This window comes from Nocardiopsis exhalans (assembly GCF_024134545.1).
GTDB lineage: Bacteria > Actinomycetota > Actinomycetes > Streptosporangiales > Streptosporangiaceae > Nocardiopsis > Nocardiopsis exhalans.
Window position 1 is genome coordinate 820,952 of record NZ_CP099837.1, and the last position, 16,116, is coordinate 837,067.

Consider the following 16,116-nt stretch of genomic DNA (forward strand, 5'->3'; position numbering starts at 1 on the left):
AACATCACCATCCGGCCACTTTGTGCGACTGAAAAGTGTTTTGTCCCACTATGTGGGCATGGGTTGGCGGTTGTCTTTTTCATGGAGCAAAGGAGCCCCACACCGTGTTACTCGCTGACGCAGCCCCTACCCTCGATGTACGCGTCACCGAAGCCATCGGCTTCTTCAACGATGAGATCTTCTGGGCCTGGATCCTCATCCCCCTGCTGGTACTGGTCAGCCTGTACTTCACCATCGGCTCGGGCGGCGTCCAGTTCCGGATGATCCCCGAGATGTTCCGGGTGCTGGGGAGCAAGCCGGAGATCGCCCCCGACGGGAAGCGGGCGGTCTCCTCCATCCAGGCCTTCATGATCTCCGCGGCCGCACGCGTCGGTACGGGAAACATCATCGGTGTCGCCGTGGCGATCTCTCTCGGCGGACCCGGCGCGGTCTTCTGGATGTGGGCGATGGCTCTGGTCGTCGGCGCGGCCAGCTTCACAGAGTCGACCCTCGCCCAGCTCTACAAGGTGCGGGACAAGACGGGATACCGAGGCGGCCCGTCCTACTACATGGAACGGGGGCTGGGTGCCCGCTGGGCCGGTGTCCTGTTCTCGATCACCATCCTCGCGACCTTCGCGATGGTCTTCAACGCCGTGCAGAGCAACACCATCGTCGGTGCGCTCGGGAACTCGGTCGGACAGGTCGCCGCGACCCCGGACTGGGTGCTCCCGGTCGTGGTCGGCCTGGTCCTGGTCCTGGTCACGGCATTGGTGATCTTCGGCGGCGTCCGGCGGATCGCCAACACCGCCCAGGCCCTCATCCCGTCCTTCGCGCTGGTCTACGTCCTGCTGGGCCTGTTCGTCATGGTCGTGAACTACGACCAGATCCCGGGCATGTTCGCGCTGATCATCCAGCACGCGTTCGGCATCCGTGAGTTCGCCGCCGCCGGTCTGGCGATGGTGATCATCCAGGGTGTGCGCCGGGGCATGTTCTCGAACGAGGCGGGCCTGGGATCGGCCCCGGTCGCCGCGGCCAGCGCCTCGGTCAGCCACCCGGTCAAGCAGGGCCTCGTGCAGACCCTGGGCGTCTACTTCGACACCCTGGTCATCTGCTCGATCACCGCGTTCGTCATCCTGCTCGGCTACCAGGGCACGCTGGACGGCACCCGTGAGCCCGACCTGACGCAGCACGCGATGACCGCCGTCATGGGCCCGTGGGCGCTGCACCTGATGACTCTGATCATCGTCCTGGTCGCGTTCACGTCGGTGCTCGGCAACTACTACTACGGCGAGTCCAACCTGGAGTACCTGACCGGGAGCGCGAACGCCATGTTCGTGTACAAGATCCTGTTCCTGACGGCGACCTTCCTCGGCGCCCTGGGCTCGATCGACCTGGTCTGGACTCTCGCGGACACCACCATGGGGCTGATGGCCCTGGTCAACCTGGTGGCGATCACACCACTCGCGGTACTCGCCTTCCGCCTGCTCAAGGACTACAACGAGCAGCGGCGCCAGGGCATCGACCCGGTGTTCACCCGGGACCGGATGCCGGACCTGCGCGGGGTGGAGTGCTGGGAGCCCCGGGACGAGGCCGAGTCGAAGGAGAAGGGCCAGGTCTCCTCCTGACCGAGGTCCTCCGAGGAAGCAAGAAGATGAAGTAACAGGTGCAGGGTGTGGGGCGCGTCCGGTCCGGGCGCGCCCCGCGCTGCTGTCCGGGTGCCCGGACCGTCCCATCCGGGTGCCACGACGGCTCCGACGGCGTTTGGTTCACCCGAAAAAGCACACAAATCCCTAACAGTAGGAGTTTTCAGGCATCTGTGTTCTTTCGGTCACCGCGGATCATCGCTAGTGTGCTGCATCACAGTTGTGGCGGCCAGAGTTGTGCCTCGCGAGGGAGTCCGATGTCCATCGTCTCAATCGAGCCCGCCACCGCCGAGCGGTGGTATGACCTGGAGAACCTGTTCGGACCGACCGGAGCGTACGGGCACTGCTGGTGCACGTTCTTCCGCAGACGCGCCAAGGACCACACGGCGAGTATCTCGTGCGATCGTTCCACGCGCGGTCTGGACAACAAGGAGGAGCTGCGTCGACTGACCCTGGACGGGCGCGTGCCGGGACTGCTCGCCTATGACGAGGACGGCCCCTGCGGGTGGGTGTCCGTGGCACCGCGGGAGGACTTCATCCGCCTGTCCCGCTCGCGGACGCTGCGGCCGGCCGATCCCAACGAGCCCGGGGTGTGGTCCCTGGTGTGCTTCTGGCTGCCGCCGCGCAGGCGTAGGCGCGGGGTGGGCAGTCGCCTGTTGGACGGTGCGATCGAGTACGCGCGTGCGGGCGGGGCCCGGGTCCTGGAGGCCTACCCCGTGGACACGGCGGGCGGCCGTGCGCCCAGCGCCGAGGTCTACACCGGGACGGTGGAGATGTTCCGCAGGGCCGGGTTCACGCTGGAGGGGCACCACCTGAGTGAGCGGGTGGTGGCCCGGTTGGAGCTCAAGACCGAGTAACCCCCGTTGGTTTTCCGCCGCTCCCCGTCCCTCCGGTGGGAGCGGTCCCCAAACGGGGGGAGGGTATATCCCTCCGGTCTTTCCCCAGTTCCCGTGGTGTATCGCCGTGGTGGCGGGCCCGGGGTGTCCGATGATCCAAGGGGTCCCGCGTCGCGGCGCGTGGGCCCCTGTTGTCGTGTCCGGATCACTGTGGCGGGCGGTGCTGTCCTGTTCTGGCGGGGGTTTTGCTCCCCCTTGGTACCCCCCTGGGGTAGCGTGGCGAGCGCGTTCCGGGGCGGAGCGTCGCGGCGGTTTGACAGATAGATACCCCAGGGGGGTATATTGAGTCCCGTTGGAGACAAGTCCGCGAGTCAGCGCGGAAGTACGCACCAGGAGGCAGGAATGGCCAGCACCGCCGTCTACACCGTCGAGGGCATGAGCTGCGGGCACTGCGTCAACTCGGTCACCGAGGAGGTCAGCGGGGTCAACGGTGTCACCGACGTGAAGGTCGACCTGGAGAACAAGAAGGTCACCGTCACCGGTGAGGGCCAGATCGACGACTCGGCCGTGCGCGCGGCGATCGACGAGGCCGGGTACGAGGTGGCGAGCTGACATGGGGGTGACCACGAAACTCGCGCTCTACGCCGTGGGTCTCGTGGTCGTGTTCGTCGCGGCGTTCGGGGTCGGCAACCTGGTCGGCCCCGTTCTGCCGGAGAGGCCCGAGGGGCACACGGAGAGTGTTGAGCCTCCGGGACCGGACGAACAGGACCACGACGATGCCGATGACCACGACGGCGCCGACGGCGACCAGCACTAGCCACCCTGGAGCGGCATATGAGTAGCAGCAAGACGGCGTCCGCCGCGGTGGAGCCGGTGGAACTGGCCATCGGCGGGATGACCTGCGCGGCCTGTGCCAACCGGGTGGAGAAACGCCTCAACAAGATGGACGGGGTCACCGCCACCGTCAACTTCGCGACCGAGAAGGCCCGGGTCACCTTCGACGGCCCGGCGGCCCCGGTCGAGGACCTGGTCGCCCAGGTGGAGAAGGCGGGCTACACCGCCACGGTGCCCCGCGCCGAGCCGGAGGCCGACCCCGGGGCGGCCGACCCTGCCGACCCCACCCAGGCGCTGTGGAACCGCGCGCTGGTCTCCATGCTGCTGTCCGCGCCGGTCATCGCGATGGCGATGGTCCCGGCCCTGCAGTTCACCTACTGGCAGTGGGCCTCCCTCGCCCTGGCCGCGCCGGTCGTGGTCTGGGGCGCGCTGCCCTTCCACGTCGCCGCGTGGAAGAACCTCAAGCTCGGCACCGCCACCATGGACACCCTCGTCTCCCTGGGTGTCACCTCGGCCTTCCTGTGGTCCCTCTACGCCCTCTTCCTCGGCACCGCCGGGACCCCGGGCATGACCCACCCCTTCGAGTTCACCATCGCCCGCACCGACGGCTCGGCCAACATCTACCTGGAGGTCGCGGCGGGCGTCACCTCCTTCATCCTGCTCGGCAAGTTCTTCGAGGCGCGCTCCAAGCGCCGCGCCGGGGCCGCCCTGCGCGCGCTGCTGGAGATGGGCGCCAAGGAGGTCACCGTGCTGCGGGGCGAAGGGCCCGCCGCCCGTGAGGAGCTGGTCCCGGTGGACCTGCTGACGGTCGGCGACCGCTTCGTGGTCCGCCCGGGGGAGAAGATCGCCACCGACGGCACCGTCGAGGAGGGCACCTCCGCCGTCGACATGAGCATGCTCACCGGCGAGTCCGTGCCGGTCGAGGTCGCGACCGGATCCGCCGTGGTCGGTGCCACCGTCAACGCGGGCGGCCGTCTCGTCGTGCGCGCCTCCCGGGTGGGTTCGGACACCCAGCTCGCGCAGATGGCGCGCCTGGTCGAGGACGCGCAGAACGGCAAGGCCGCCGTGCAGCGGCTGGCCGACCGGGTCTCCGGGGTGTTCGTCCCGGTCGCCATCATGATCGCGGTCGGCGCCCTGGGCTTCTGGCTCGGCACCGGCGACCCGGTCGGGGCGGCCTTCACCGCCGCCGTGGCCGTGCTGATCATCGCCTGCCCCTGCGCCCTGGGCCTGGCCACCCCGATGGCCCTGATGGTGGGCACCGGGCGCGGTGCCCAGCTCGGCATCCTGATCAAGGGCCCCGAGGTGCTGGAGAGCACCCGGCGCGTGGACACCGTCGTGCTTGACAAGACCGGCACCGTCACCACCGGCAGGATGGCGCTGACCGGTGTCACCGCCGCCGAGGGCGAGGACACCGAACAGGTCCTGCGGCTGGCGGGTGCCCTGGAGAACGCCTCCGAGCACCCCATCGCCCGTGCCGTCGCCACGGGGGCCGCGGTACGGGTCGGTGACCTGCCGGTACCGGAGGACTTCGCCAACATCGAGGGCCGGGGCGTCCAGGGCGTCGTGGAGGGCCACGCCGTTCTGGTGGGCCGGGCCGCGCTGCTGGCGGAGTGGTCGCAGGAACTCCCCGAGGAACTGGTCCGGGCCATGGAGTCGGCCGCGTCCGAGGGTTCCACCGCCGTCGCGGTGGGCTGGGACGGCCGGGCCCGCGGGGTGCTCGTGGTGGCCGACACGGTCAAGCCGACCAGCGCCGAGGCGGTGCGCCAGTTCCGAGACCTGGGGCTGACCCCGATCCTGCTGACCGGTGACAACGAGGCGGTGGCCCGTGCGGTCGCCGCGGAGGTGGGCATCGAGGAGGTCATCGCCGAGGTCCTGCCCAAGGAGAAGGTCGACGTGGTCACCCGGCTGCAGTCCGAGGGCCGCACGGTGGCGATGGTCGGCGACGGGGTCAACGACGCCGCGGCGCTCGCCCAGGCCGACCTGGGGCTGTCCATGGGCACCGGCACCGACGTGGCCATCGAGGCCAGCGACCTGACCCTGGTCCGTGGCGACCTGCGGGCGGCCGCCGACGCGGTCCGGCTGTCCCGGCGCACGCTCGGCACCATCAAGGGCAACCTGTTCTGGGCCTTCGCCTACAACACCGCGGCCCTGCCGCTGGCCGCGATGGGCCTGCTCAACCCCATGCTGGCCGGTGCGGCGATGGCCCTGTCGAGCGTCTTCGTGGTGAGCAACAGCCAGCGGCTGCGCCGGTTCCGGCCGCTGACCGGAACCGGCCAGATCATCACATGACGCCACGCAGAGTGATCTAGGTCTCGCCTTTGGTGCGGACGGACCGCTAGGGTTTGCGCGGAACCCCACCCCCGTGGGGTTTCGTGTCGAATCATGCGGTCCGTCCGTGTTTCGTGCCCGTACCCGTACCCCACCGGTGCCCGCGCGCCGGGAACAGCCATGAGGACGACCCCGCAGCCCGTACCCCGAACCCCCGAGGCCCTCGTGACATCTGGATGCCCCCGCGCCAAGCTGCACCACGACGAACCCCAAGCGGATCCCTATGACGTGTACGCGCGGATGCGCGCCGAACACGGCCCGGTGATCCCGGTGGAGCTCGAGCCCGGGGTGAACGGCTGGCTGGTCACCGACTACACCACCCTCATCTCCTGGTCGCGGGACACCACCACGTTCGGGCACGACGCGCGCCTGTGGAAGGACTTCCGGGAGGGCCGTATCGACGCCGACGCCGCCGTCCTGCCCATGATGGCGCCCCGGGCCAACGCGCTCTTCGTCGACGGCGCCGAGCACCAGCGCTACCGCAGGGCGATCACCGACAGCCTCGGTGCGGTCGGCTCCGACCGGCTCACCGAGGTCACCGAGCGCTACGCGAACGGTCTCATTGACGAGTTCTGCGAGCGGGGCCAGGCCGACGTCCTCAACGAGTACGCCCGCATGCTCCCGCTGCTCGTCATCAACGAGCTGTTCGGCTTCGACCGCGACCAGGGGGTGCGCTTCGTCGAGGCCATGCGCAACCTGTGGCTCGGCGTCGACGCGGAGAAGTCCAACGCCGAGGCCGAGCGGGCCCTGTCCGAGGTGGTCACCGCCAAGCACCGCGAGCCCGGCGACGACGTCACCACCCGGCTGATCCAGCACCGCGCCGCGCTGTCGGACGAGGAGGTGATCATGCAGCTCCTGCTGGTGGTCGCCGCCGCCAACGAGCCGACCGCCAACCTCATCAACGCGGGCGTGCGGGAGGTACTGGCCGACCCGAACGTCGCGGAGGGCCGGGCACCCTCCCCGACGGCGCTCGCCGACATCGTCGACCGGGTCCTGTGGCAGGACCCGCCGATCACCAACTACCCCGTCCTCTACCCCCGCGTGGACGTGCCGCTGGGCGGCGGCCGCACCATCGAGGCGGGTTCGCCCATCCTGCTCGGCTTCGCCGCGTCCAACCGCTTCTTCCTGGAGGAGAACGCGGAGCAGCTGGCGGAGTCGCGCAACCGGGCCCACGTGGCCTGGGGTGCCGGTCCGCACCGGTGCCCGGCGCGCGAGGAGGCCACCACGATGACCATCGTCGCGCTGCGTACCCTCCTCGAACGCCTTCCCGGGCTCCGGGTGGCGGTGCCGCCACAGGACCTCCGCTGGCACCTGTCCGCCCTGTCCTGGATCCCCGTGACCCTTCCCGTGCAGTTCTCCCCACAGAGCCCTTTGACCCCCACCCCGGTGGAAGGAACCCCTTGGACCGCGTCCGACTCGCACCCGGAAACCTCCGCGCACAGAGCACCCACCTCAGGAAAGTCGCCCCTGTCGTCCCTGTCGAACTTCCTGGTGAGGTTGATGCGTGGGTCGTGACCACCCACGAGGCCGTCACCCAGGCCCTGGCCGACCCGCGCATCCAGAAGAACAAGAAGTACTGGACGGCCTTCAACAACGGTGAGATCCCGGCGGACTGGCCGCTGATCTCCTGGATCATCAACGAGAACATGCTCTCCAGGGACGGCGAGGACCACAGCAGGCTGCGCCGTCTGGTCTCCAAGGCGTTCACCCCGCGCCGCGTCGAGCTGCTGCGCGGGAGCGTCGTCGCCATCGTCGAGTCGCTCCTGGACGACCTGGAGCGGGCGGCCGAGGCCAGCGAGGACGGGGTCGTGGACCTGCGTGCCATCGTCTCCCAACCGCTGCCGCTCACCGTGATCAGCGACCTGTTCGGGGTGGACGAGCAGACCCGGCCCAAGCTGCACGGCCCGGTCGGCGTCTTCTTCGACCAGAGCATCACGCCCGAGCAGGCGATGGCGACCTTCTTCGAGCTGTGGGGCGTGCTCACCGAGCTGGTGGCGGCCAAGCGCGCCGAGCCCGGCGACGACCTCACCACCGCCCTCATCGCCGCCCGTGACGAGGAGGACAAGCTCACCGAGGACGAGCTCATCTGGAACCTGGTGCTGTTCATCAGCGCCGGTTACGAGACCACGATGAACCTCATCTCCAACGCCGTGCGCGCGCTCACCCACCACCGCGACCAGCTGGAGCTGGTCATGGAGGGCAAGGTGGAGTGGTCCAAGGCCATCGAGGAGGTGCTGCGCTGGGACCCGCCCGGCCAGTACGTGCCCATGCGCTACACGACCGAGGACATGGAGCTGGCGGGAGTTCCCATCCCCAAGGGTGAGCCGCTCCTGCTGGGCTACGGCTCCGCCAGCCGGGACGAGGCGCACTACGGTCCCACCGCCGAGGAGTTCGACATCACCCGCGAGGACAGCTCGCACCTGGCCTTCTCCCACGGGCGGCACTACTGCCTGGGGGCGAGCCTGGCCCGCATGGAGATGAACGAGGTCCTGCCGCGCCTGTTCGAGCGCTTCCCCAAGCTGGAGGTGGCGGTGGCCGACGAGGAGCTGGTCCCGGCACCGTCGATCATCTCCAACGGCGTCGAGGCCCTCCCGGTCCGCCTGCGCTGAGCACGCTTCGGGACACGCCCGGATCTGCGGATCCCGTCACGGGTCGCTTCGGTGGCCCGGGACGGGATCTTCGCTTTTCAGGAGGGTTTTGGGCGGGTCTGTCGACTCCTGGGAACACTGTTGGCACCTTCGGGGGAGCACCGAAGAGCGGGCCCGGGCTCTTAGACTCAGCAGGGTCCCCCACGACTCCTGCCCTTCGACCCTGCCCCCACCCCCACCCCCTGTACTGGCCCCTGTACCGTTCCCCCTCCACTGGCCTGCCCTCCTGCTACGGAAGGCCCCCTTCCCCGAAGAGGATTGCGCGCACACATGAACAGTTCGGAAGCCGACCCCGGCCGCATCCTGGTCAACCGGTACCGCCTGGACGAGATCATCGGCGCGGGCGGTATGGGCCGGGTCTGGCGGGGCACGGACACCCTGCTGGGCCGGACGGTCGCGGTCAAGGAACTCACCACGCCGCCGAACCTGCCGCCGCACGAGGTCGAGGTCCTGCGCACCCGCATGATCCGCGAGGCCCGCAGCGCCGCCCAGCTCAGCCACCCGGCCATCATCACGGTGTTCGACGTGGCCGAGGAGGACGGGCGCCCGTGGATCGTGATGGAGCTGGTGCGCGGACCCTCCCTCGGCGACGTCATCAAGGACGACGGTGTCCTGGACGTCCGCCGCGCGGCCAACATCGGTGAGCAGATGGCCGCCGGTCTGGCCGAGGCGCACGACCGGGGCATCGTGCACCGCGACATCAAGCCGGGCAACGTGCTCATCGCGGGGAACGACCGGGCGGTCCTCACCGACTTCGGTATCGCCCACCTGGACGGGTCCACCCACCTGACCAGCACCGGGCTGCTGATTGGCTCGCCGAGCTACCTGGCGCCGGAGATCGCGCACGGACACTCGGCCACGTCCGCCTCCGACATGTGGGCGCTCGGCATCACCCTCTACCAGGCGGTGGAGGGTGGACTGCCCTTCGACCGGCCCACCCCGATGGCCACGCTGACCGCCATCGTCACCCAGGAGCTGCCGGAGACCCCCAACGCGGGCGCGCTCCGCCCGGTCCTGGAAGCCCTCACCGAGAAGCGCCCCGAGGACCGCCCGAGCGTGCTCGAGGTGCGCACCCTGCTGCGGGAGATCCGGGACTCGGGCGGGGCGGCCACCACCACGGTCGCACCCGCCCTCGCCCCGACCGAACCCGCGCTGGAGCCCGCCGACCCGGCGGCCGAACCGGACTGGAACAAGGTCACCGACCAGGGCACGGTGGACCGCGCGGTGAGCGCCGCCGCGTCGGCCCCGGTCGCCGCCCGGTCCGCGGCCGGGGCCGCCCCGCCGCCCGCCGACGTCCCCCGGCACACCCGTGGGGAAGCGGCGGCCTCCCGCAAGCGCACGCTCATGGTCGTCGCGGCCGTGTTCGTCCTGCTGGTCGCCGCTGCCGCGACCACGCTGTTCGTCAGCATGAACCGTCCGGGCGACCCGGACGCCGGGCTGGCCGGGTCCAGCGAGGAGCAGCCCGCCGCCGGCGGTACCGAAGAGGAGGAACCGGCGGAGGGCGGTGAGGCCGAGGCCGGAGCCGGGGGCGGCGAGGACGGCTCCGAAGAGGAGGACCCGGAGGAGGAAGCGGAGGACGACGAGGACGACCGGTGGGACTTCCTCGTCCGCCACGAGGACTCCAGCGGTTTCGCCGTGGACGTGCCCGAGGGCTGGGAGATCGACCGCCAGAGGCACATGGTCTACTTCCGCAACCCGGATGGCGGCTACCTGCTGGTGGACCAGACCTCCAACCCGAACGACGACGCCGGTGACGACTGGCGCGACTTCGAGCCGACCGGCCGCCAGAACTTCTCCGGTTACTCGCTGATCGGCATCGAGGACGTGGACGCGGACTGGGCCGACGACTACGTCAGCGCCGCTGACTGGGAGTTCACTTTCAGTGGCCGGAGCGGCGAGATGCACGCCATCAACCGCGGCTTCCACACCGAGAACATCGGGTACGCGCTGTTCCTGGTCAGCGGTGAGGACCAGGACTACAACCACGACCTCCTCGACCGCATGGCGGAGTCCTTCGAACCCGCCGACTAGGTTCAGGGGTCACGTGCGGGTCCGGGCGGCGGGACGCCCCGGGCCTCCTGGCGTCCCTCAGAACACCGAGCAGCTGGTGATGTCGGTGAAGGCCTCCAGAGCCACCGCCGCCGACACCGAGTTGCCCTTGGGGCCCAGGCCCGGGCCCCACGCCGCCAGTGAGTAGTGGCCGGGCACGATCGCGAGCATCCCGCCGCCGACCCCGCTCTTGCACGGCAGGCCGATCCGGAACGCGAACTCGCCCGCCGAGTCGTAGGTGCCGCAGGTGAGCATCAGCGCCATGATGCGGCGGGCCTCACCGCGGCTGAGCAGGTCGGAGCCGTCGGCCCGCCGCCCGTGCCGGGCCAGCAGGAGCCCGGCCAGGGCCAGCTCCTCGCAGCTGACGGTGATCGAGCACTGCCGGAAGTAGTGGTCGAGGACCTCCGGCACCGGGTTGCGCATGTTGCCGAAGCTGGCCATCAGGTAGGCCAGGGACCGGTTGCGGTCCCCCGTGTCCCGCTCGGAGGCGGCGGTCACCGGGTCCGCGTCCAGCTCCGGGTTGCCGCTCTCCGTGCGCAGCAGGTCCCGCAGCGCGCCGAACGCGTCGCCGGTGTTGCTGAGCAGCTGGTCGGTGACCACGATCGCGCCCGGGTTGATGAACGGGTTGCGGGCGATGCCGTTCTCGAACTCCAGCTGGTACAGCGAGTTGAACGCGCTGCCCGAGGGCTCGCGGTGGACCCGTGTCCACACGTTGTGGTTCCTGCGGCTCATCACCAGCGCCAGGGTGAACACCTTGGTGATGCTCTGCATCGAGAACCGGGTGGTCGCGTCGCCCACCGAGTACACGCGGCCGTCGACGGCGGCCACCGCGAACCCGAACTGGTTCGGGTCCACCCCGCCCAGCTGCGGGATGTAGTCGGCGACGGTACCGGCCCCGATGTGCGGCCGGGTGTGCTCGGCGACCTGGGCCAGGACGTCCTGGTAGTAGTCGTCGCTCATCCCCGGCCGCCCCCGCCGAGGGAGGGTGCGGGCGCTGAGCGGGCGCCGTGGTTGAAGCCCCCGGCCTCGTCCTGGTCGAGCGAGGTCGCGGGCGGGTGCCTGCGCAGGTGCTCGATGCTGCGGACCAGGTCGTCCAGGAGCAGGTCGGCCATGTCGCGGCTGAACCCGTGCCGCACCAGCACACGCTGGACGACCTCGTCCTGGCGGTCGGCGGACAGGGGGTAGGCGGGCACGAGCCAGCCCCGGGTGCGCAGCCGGTCGGCGAGGTCGTAGGGAGTGAAGGGTTCGTCGCCGGTCATCCGCCAGGCCACGGCGCTGATGCCCCGGTCCGGGTCGCCGCCGTGGATGACCTCGAACGGCCCCATCGCGCTGATGCGTTCGGCCAGGTGCTGTGCGGTCTCGTACAGGGCCGAGTGCACGCGCCGGTAGCCCTCGCGGCCCAGCCGTACGAAGCCGTAGTACTGGGCGACGACCTGACCGCCGGGCCGGGAGAAGTTCAGGTTGAAGGTCGCCTCGTTCCCGCCCAGGTAGTCGACCCGGAAGACCAGGTCCTCGGGCAGGTCCTCCTCGGTGCGCCAGACCGCCCAGCCCGCGCCCAGCGGCGCGAGTCCGCTCTTGTGGCCGGAGGCGTTGATCGAGCGCACCCGCGGCAGCCGGAAGTCCCATACCAGGTCGGGGTTGACGAACGGGGCGACGAAGGCGCCGTTGGCCGCGTCCACGTGGATCCGGATGTCGTGGCCGGTGCGCTCCTGGAAGCGGTCGAGGGCATCCGAGATCCCCTTGACGTCCTCGAACAGCCCGGTGAAGGTCTGGCCGAAGTTGCAGACCACCATGACGGTGTTCTCGTCGCAGTGGCGCTCGATGTCGTCCGGGGTCAGGAAATACGTGTCACCGCTCAGCGGGACCTGCCGGATCTCGACGTCGAAGTAACGGGCGAACTTCTCCCAGCACACCTGGACGGGCCCGCAGACGAAGTTGGGCCGGTCAGCCGGCCTGCCCTCGGCGCGGCGCCGCTCGCGCCAGGCGAACTTGGCGGCCAGCCCGCCGAGCATGGCGGCCTCGCTGGACCCGGTGGTGGAGGTGCCCGCGGTCCCGGCCGGGTCGGGTGCGTGCCACAGGTCGGCGAGCATGCGCACGCAGCGCCGCTCCAGCTCCGCGGTCTGCGGGTACTCGTCCTTGTCGATCATGTTCTTGTCGAGTGACTCGTCCATCAGCTTGTGCACCTCGGGCTCGGCCCAGGTGGTGCAGAAGGTGGCGAGGTTCATCCGGGCGACGCCGTCGAGCATGAGCTCGTCGTGGACCAGCTGGTAGGCCAGGCGCGCCTCGGTGCCCCGGTCCGGGAAACCGGCCTTGGGGGCGCCGTGGCGCATCAGCTGTCCGGTGTAGACGTCGGCGTCGTTCCCGCTCTCGTGCCTGCCCATCGAAGCCCCCGCGCTCGTCGTCATGGTCCGGTCACGCCAAGTATGCGAGCTGTGGGCGGTCGGAACCGGGAAGGCCAGCGGGGGTCCGGCGTGTCCGGGACGACCGGCCGGGTCAGCCCTGAGCCTCGTCCAGGAGGTTCGCGTCGTGTACCAGCAGGGCGACCTGCACCCGGTTGTTGAGGTCCAGCTTGGTGAGGATGCTGGACACGTGGGTCTTGACGGTCGGCACGCTCAGGAACAGCCGCGCGGCGATGTCCGCGTTGGAGCGGCCCTGGCCGACCGCCACCGCCACCTCGGTCTCCCGGGCGTTCAGCACGGACAGCCGGTCGCGGGCCCGGCCCGCGCGCTCACTGTGGTCGGCGTGGGCGACCCGGTCCATCAGCCGCCGGGTCACGGCGGGGGACAGGACGGGGAAGCCCCGCGCCACCCGCCGGACCGACTCCACGATCTCCTCGGGCGGGGTGTCCTTGAGCAGGAACCCGGCCGCCCCCGCCCGCAGGGCGCGCAGCACGTGTTCGTCGGCGTCGAAGGTGGTGAGCACCAGCACCTCCGGCGGGTCGGGCAGGGCGCGCAGCCTCTCGGTGGCGGTCAGCCCGTCCACCGTGGGCATCCGGATGTCCATCAGGACGACGTCGGGCGAGTGCCGCTCGACCAGGTCCAGGACCGCGCCGCCGTCCTCGGCCTCGGCCAGCACGCGCACGTCCGGTGCGCCGCCCATCATCATCACCAGGCCGACCCGAACCAGGGCGTCGTCGTCGACGATCAGCACGCCGATCCGCCGCCCCGCGCCCTGCCCGGTGTCCCGCTCCGCTTCGCTCATGAGGGCCACGGTAGCCACGCCGACAGACTCCAGCCACCATCGGCGGTCCGGCCGTACTCCAGGCGGCCGGAGGCGAGGGAGACACGTTCGGTGAGCCCGACCAGGCCCTGGCCGTTCCCGGGTCCGCCGTTGGGGGACTCCGCGGCACGGGTGGCGGGCCCGTTGAGCACGTCCACGTTCAGCCCCCGGCCCGGGGAGCCGGAGACGCGCACCGACGTGCGGGCCCCGGGCGCGTGCTTGCGGGCGTTGGTCAGTGCCTCCTGGACGATCCGGTAGGCCGTGCGGCCGGTCCGCTCCGGGACGGTGCCCGTGTACTCCTGGACGAACTCCACCCCCGCGCCCGCGTCACCGGCCTCCTCGACCAGCTGCGCGAGGTCGGCCATGGTCGGCTGCGGAAGTTCGCCCACGGGGGCGCGCAGCACCCCGATCACCTCGCGCAGGTCCTGGAGCGCCTGGTGGGCGCTCTCCCGGATCACCTTCGCGGACCGGCCGACCTCCTCGGGTGAGGCGTCCGGGCGGTACTCCAGGGCGCCCGCGTGCACGCTGAGCAGGGACAGCCGGTGGCCGAGCACGTCGTGGATCTCGCGGGCGATGGACTCGCGCACCCGGTGCTGGGCGTGCTCGGCGCGCAGTTGGGCCTCGGCCTCGGCGTGCACGGCCCGCTCCCGCAGCGACGCGTACAGCTGGCGGCGGTGCTGGACGGAGATCCCCCACCCGGCGACCGCGCCCAGCAGGACCGTGCTCAGCAGGAACATCACCAGGAAGGGCGCGCCGTGCTCGGCGGGGTGGAGCAGAAGGTTGACGTAGGAGGCCAGGACACCCAGTGCCAGTACCGCGAGCCCCACCTTGGGCGGACGGTGCACGCACAGCGAGAACAGGGCGGCGAGCATAGCCCCGCCCACCAGCGGGAAGACCGCGGAGAGCAGCACCAGCACCACCGCGATCCGCACGGGCCAGCGGCGGCGCCACCACAGGGCCAGGCAGCCGCCCAGAGCGACCAGTTGGTCGGCCACGGTGAACAGCTCGGGTTTGGGCGGGGGCGGTGGTTCTCCGGGGACCGTCACCGCGCCGAGCAGCCCGAAACCCAGGGCGATCAGGAACATCAGCGAGTCCACGACCCAGTCGCGCGCACTGCGCCGGTAGGCCTGGCGGGACGGGGTCGTGTCGTTCATCGCTGAGAGTCTAAGAGCGCACACTCCGCGGGAGGAGTCTCCGGCCGGGGAGCGGTACCAAGGACGCGCGATTCCCTACTTTGGTCGAACCCGCAGGTGGTGGCGGTAGACCTGGGTCAGGAAAGGAGAGGCCGTCGGCCGATGCGGAAGGGGAGCGGCGCTGCCTGGGTTCGACGGGTCGCGTCAGTTCCTCCAGGGCCTGGGAGCCCTCCCGGCCCTCATGGGGGTCAGCGGTGCGATCGACCACCTCTGGACCCAGCCGATCCTCGGTATCGTGCTCAACGCCTTCAACCGCCTGGTGGTCCAGAACGTCGCCGTGCTCCAGGAGAGCGCCCTGTTGGTAAACCTGGGCCTGGGTGCCTGCGGGATCGTGCTCGTCATCGCGGTGGAATCGCTGGCTTCCTCCCGGTAGCGCTACTGAACCCCGGCCCCGAAGCGGCCCGGTACGCCGTTTCGCGCTCGTTCCGCGCACGGGAGTAGGTAGCGTCAGCAGGCGGAGCACCCGCGCGTGAACCTGGGGGATCACCCGATGAGCACACTGGTCACTGGCGCCACCGGACAGGTGGGCCGACGTGTCCTGACCGAACTGCGCAGACGTGGCCTGCCCGCCGCCGGTGCCTCCAGGGACGGTGAGGTGCGACTGGACTGGACCGACACCACCAGCTGGGAACCGGCGCTGAAGGACGTGGAGAGCCTGTTCGTGACGGTCCCCATGGCCAGCGGTCTCTCCGACCGGGTCGGGGCCTTCCTGGAACGGGCCGCCGAGGCGAAGGTGCGCACGGCGGTGCTGACCACCGCGATGGGCACCGAGAGCGGGCCGCCCGACTCCGAACAGCGCGTCCTGGAGCGCCGGGTCCGCGACCTGTTCGACCACTGGACGGTGGTCCGCCCCAACTGGCTGGACCAGGACTTCACCGAAGGCCTCTTCGCCCGACTGGCGCGCTCGCGCAACGGACGGCTGGAGCTTCCTCTGCCCAAGCGCGCCTCGGTCAGCTTCGTGGACGCCCGCGACGTCACCCACACCGTCGTGGCCGCGCTCACCGACGAGGCGCACCACGGCCGCGAGTACACGCTCACCGGCCCCGCGCCGGTCACCTTCCGCGAGGTGGTCCGGATGACCAAGGGCACGGAGAGCCCGGTGTGGCGGTTCAAGAAGGTCGACGAGGCCGGGTTCTACTTCCGGGCCACCGACATGGGCTGGTCGGACCGGTACGTGGACACCCTCAACGAACGGTTCCGGGCCATCGCCAACGGCCAGGCCGCGATCGTCACCGAGGACGTCCGCCGGGCCCTGGGCCGCGATCCCGTGCCCATGGCCAAGTTCGTCCGCGAAGCGGTGAAGTAGCCGGGCCGGAACAGGGACGGCACGCCGAACGCCCGCCTCCACCAGGGGAGACGGGCGTCCGGGTCGGGCTCTGTCAGCTCT

Annotated in this window: 14 protein-coding genes; 10 read left to right on the top strand and 4 right to left on the bottom strand. The window is 70.5% G+C overall.

Annotated elements, in window-relative coordinates; all coding sequences use genetic code 11:
- The first annotated feature begins 104 nt into the window (after positions 1-104).
- The 8 genes from NE857_RS03650 to NE857_RS03685 all read left to right on the top strand — a co-directional run bounded on the left by NE857_RS03650 (position 105) and on the right by NE857_RS03685 (position 10,299).
- On the top strand, positions 105-1,604 hold the full coding sequence (locus NE857_RS03650; RefSeq protein ID WP_254419790.1) for an alanine/glycine:cation symporter family protein: 1,500 nt from the start codon (positions 105-107) through the stop codon (positions 1,602-1,604).
- A gap of 275 nt (positions 1,605-1,879) precedes the next feature.
- On the top strand, positions 1,880-2,479 hold the full coding sequence (locus NE857_RS03655; protein WP_254419791.1) for a GNAT family N-acetyltransferase: 600 nt from the start codon (positions 1,880-1,882) through the stop codon (positions 2,477-2,479).
- A gap of 381 nt (positions 2,480-2,860) precedes the next feature.
- Entirely contained in the window at positions 2,861-3,070 is a 210-nt protein-coding gene (locus tag NE857_RS03660) for a heavy-metal-associated domain-containing protein (RefSeq protein WP_254419792.1), read from the top strand.
- Position 3,071: 1 nt separating this feature from the next.
- On the top strand, positions 3,072-3,275 hold the full coding sequence (locus NE857_RS03665) for a hypothetical protein (RefSeq protein ID WP_254419793.1): 204 nt from the start codon (positions 3,072-3,074) through the stop codon (positions 3,273-3,275).
- A gap of 17 nt (positions 3,276-3,292) precedes the next feature.
- Positions 3,293-5,581, top strand: coding sequence for a heavy metal translocating P-type ATPase (locus tag NE857_RS03670; protein WP_254419794.1), 2,289 nt, complete (start codon positions 3,293-3,295; stop codon positions 5,579-5,581).
- A gap of 267 nt (positions 5,582-5,848) precedes the next feature.
- A complete protein-coding gene (locus tag NE857_RS03675; RefSeq protein ID WP_425572154.1) occupies positions 5,849-7,135 on the top strand; it encodes a cytochrome P450 family protein in 1,287 nt (428 codons plus the stop codon).
- A complete protein-coding gene (locus tag NE857_RS03680) occupies positions 7,132-8,229 on the top strand; it encodes a cytochrome P450 family protein (RefSeq protein ID WP_254419795.1) in 1,098 nt (365 codons plus the stop codon). Before NE857_RS03675 ends, NE857_RS03680 begins: the two co-directional genes overlap by 4 nt.
- A 309-nt stretch (positions 8,230-8,538) precedes the next feature.
- On the top strand, positions 8,539-10,299 hold the full coding sequence (locus tag NE857_RS03685) for a serine/threonine-protein kinase (RefSeq protein WP_254419796.1): 1,761 nt from the start codon (positions 8,539-8,541) through the stop codon (positions 10,297-10,299).
- Between the two features lie 57 nt (positions 10,300-10,356).
- Here the strand turns inward: NE857_RS03685 and NE857_RS03690 are convergent, their stop codons facing one another.
- From NE857_RS03690 to NE857_RS03705, 4 genes are all read right to left on the bottom strand, one after another.
- Complete coding sequence (locus tag NE857_RS03690; protein ID WP_254419797.1) at positions 10,357-11,277, bottom strand: glutaminase; 921 nt, start codon at positions 11,275-11,277, stop codon at positions 10,357-10,359.
- Complete coding sequence (gene gad, locus NE857_RS03695; protein ID WP_254419798.1) at positions 11,274-12,722, bottom strand: glutamate decarboxylase; 1,449 nt, start codon at positions 12,720-12,722, stop codon at positions 11,274-11,276. Before gad ends, NE857_RS03690 begins: the two co-directional genes overlap by 4 nt.
- 88 nt (positions 12,723-12,810) lie before the next feature.
- Entirely contained in the window at positions 12,811-13,518 is a 708-nt protein-coding gene (locus NE857_RS03700) for a response regulator transcription factor (RefSeq protein WP_254419799.1), read from the bottom strand.
- Complete coding sequence (locus tag NE857_RS03705; protein ID WP_254419800.1) at positions 13,515-14,690, bottom strand: sensor histidine kinase; 1,176 nt, start codon at positions 14,688-14,690, stop codon at positions 13,515-13,517. Before NE857_RS03705 ends, NE857_RS03700 begins: the two co-directional genes overlap by 4 nt.
- A 220-nt stretch (positions 14,691-14,910) precedes the next feature.
- Here NE857_RS03705 and NE857_RS03710 point away from each other — a divergent pair, with 220 nt between their 5' ends.
- Positions 14,911-15,102 (top strand): hypothetical protein, encoded by a 192-nt coding sequence (locus tag NE857_RS03710; protein ID WP_254419801.1) that lies wholly within the window; start codon positions 14,911-14,913, stop codon positions 15,100-15,102.
- A 117-nt stretch (positions 15,103-15,219) separates the two neighbouring features.
- Positions 15,220-16,035 carry an SDR family oxidoreductase gene (locus NE857_RS03715; RefSeq protein ID WP_254419802.1) on the top strand — a complete coding sequence of 272 codons (816 nt, stop codon included), beginning with the start codon at positions 15,220-15,222 and terminating at the stop codon, positions 16,033-16,035.
- Positions 16,036-16,116: the final 81 nt, after the last annotated feature.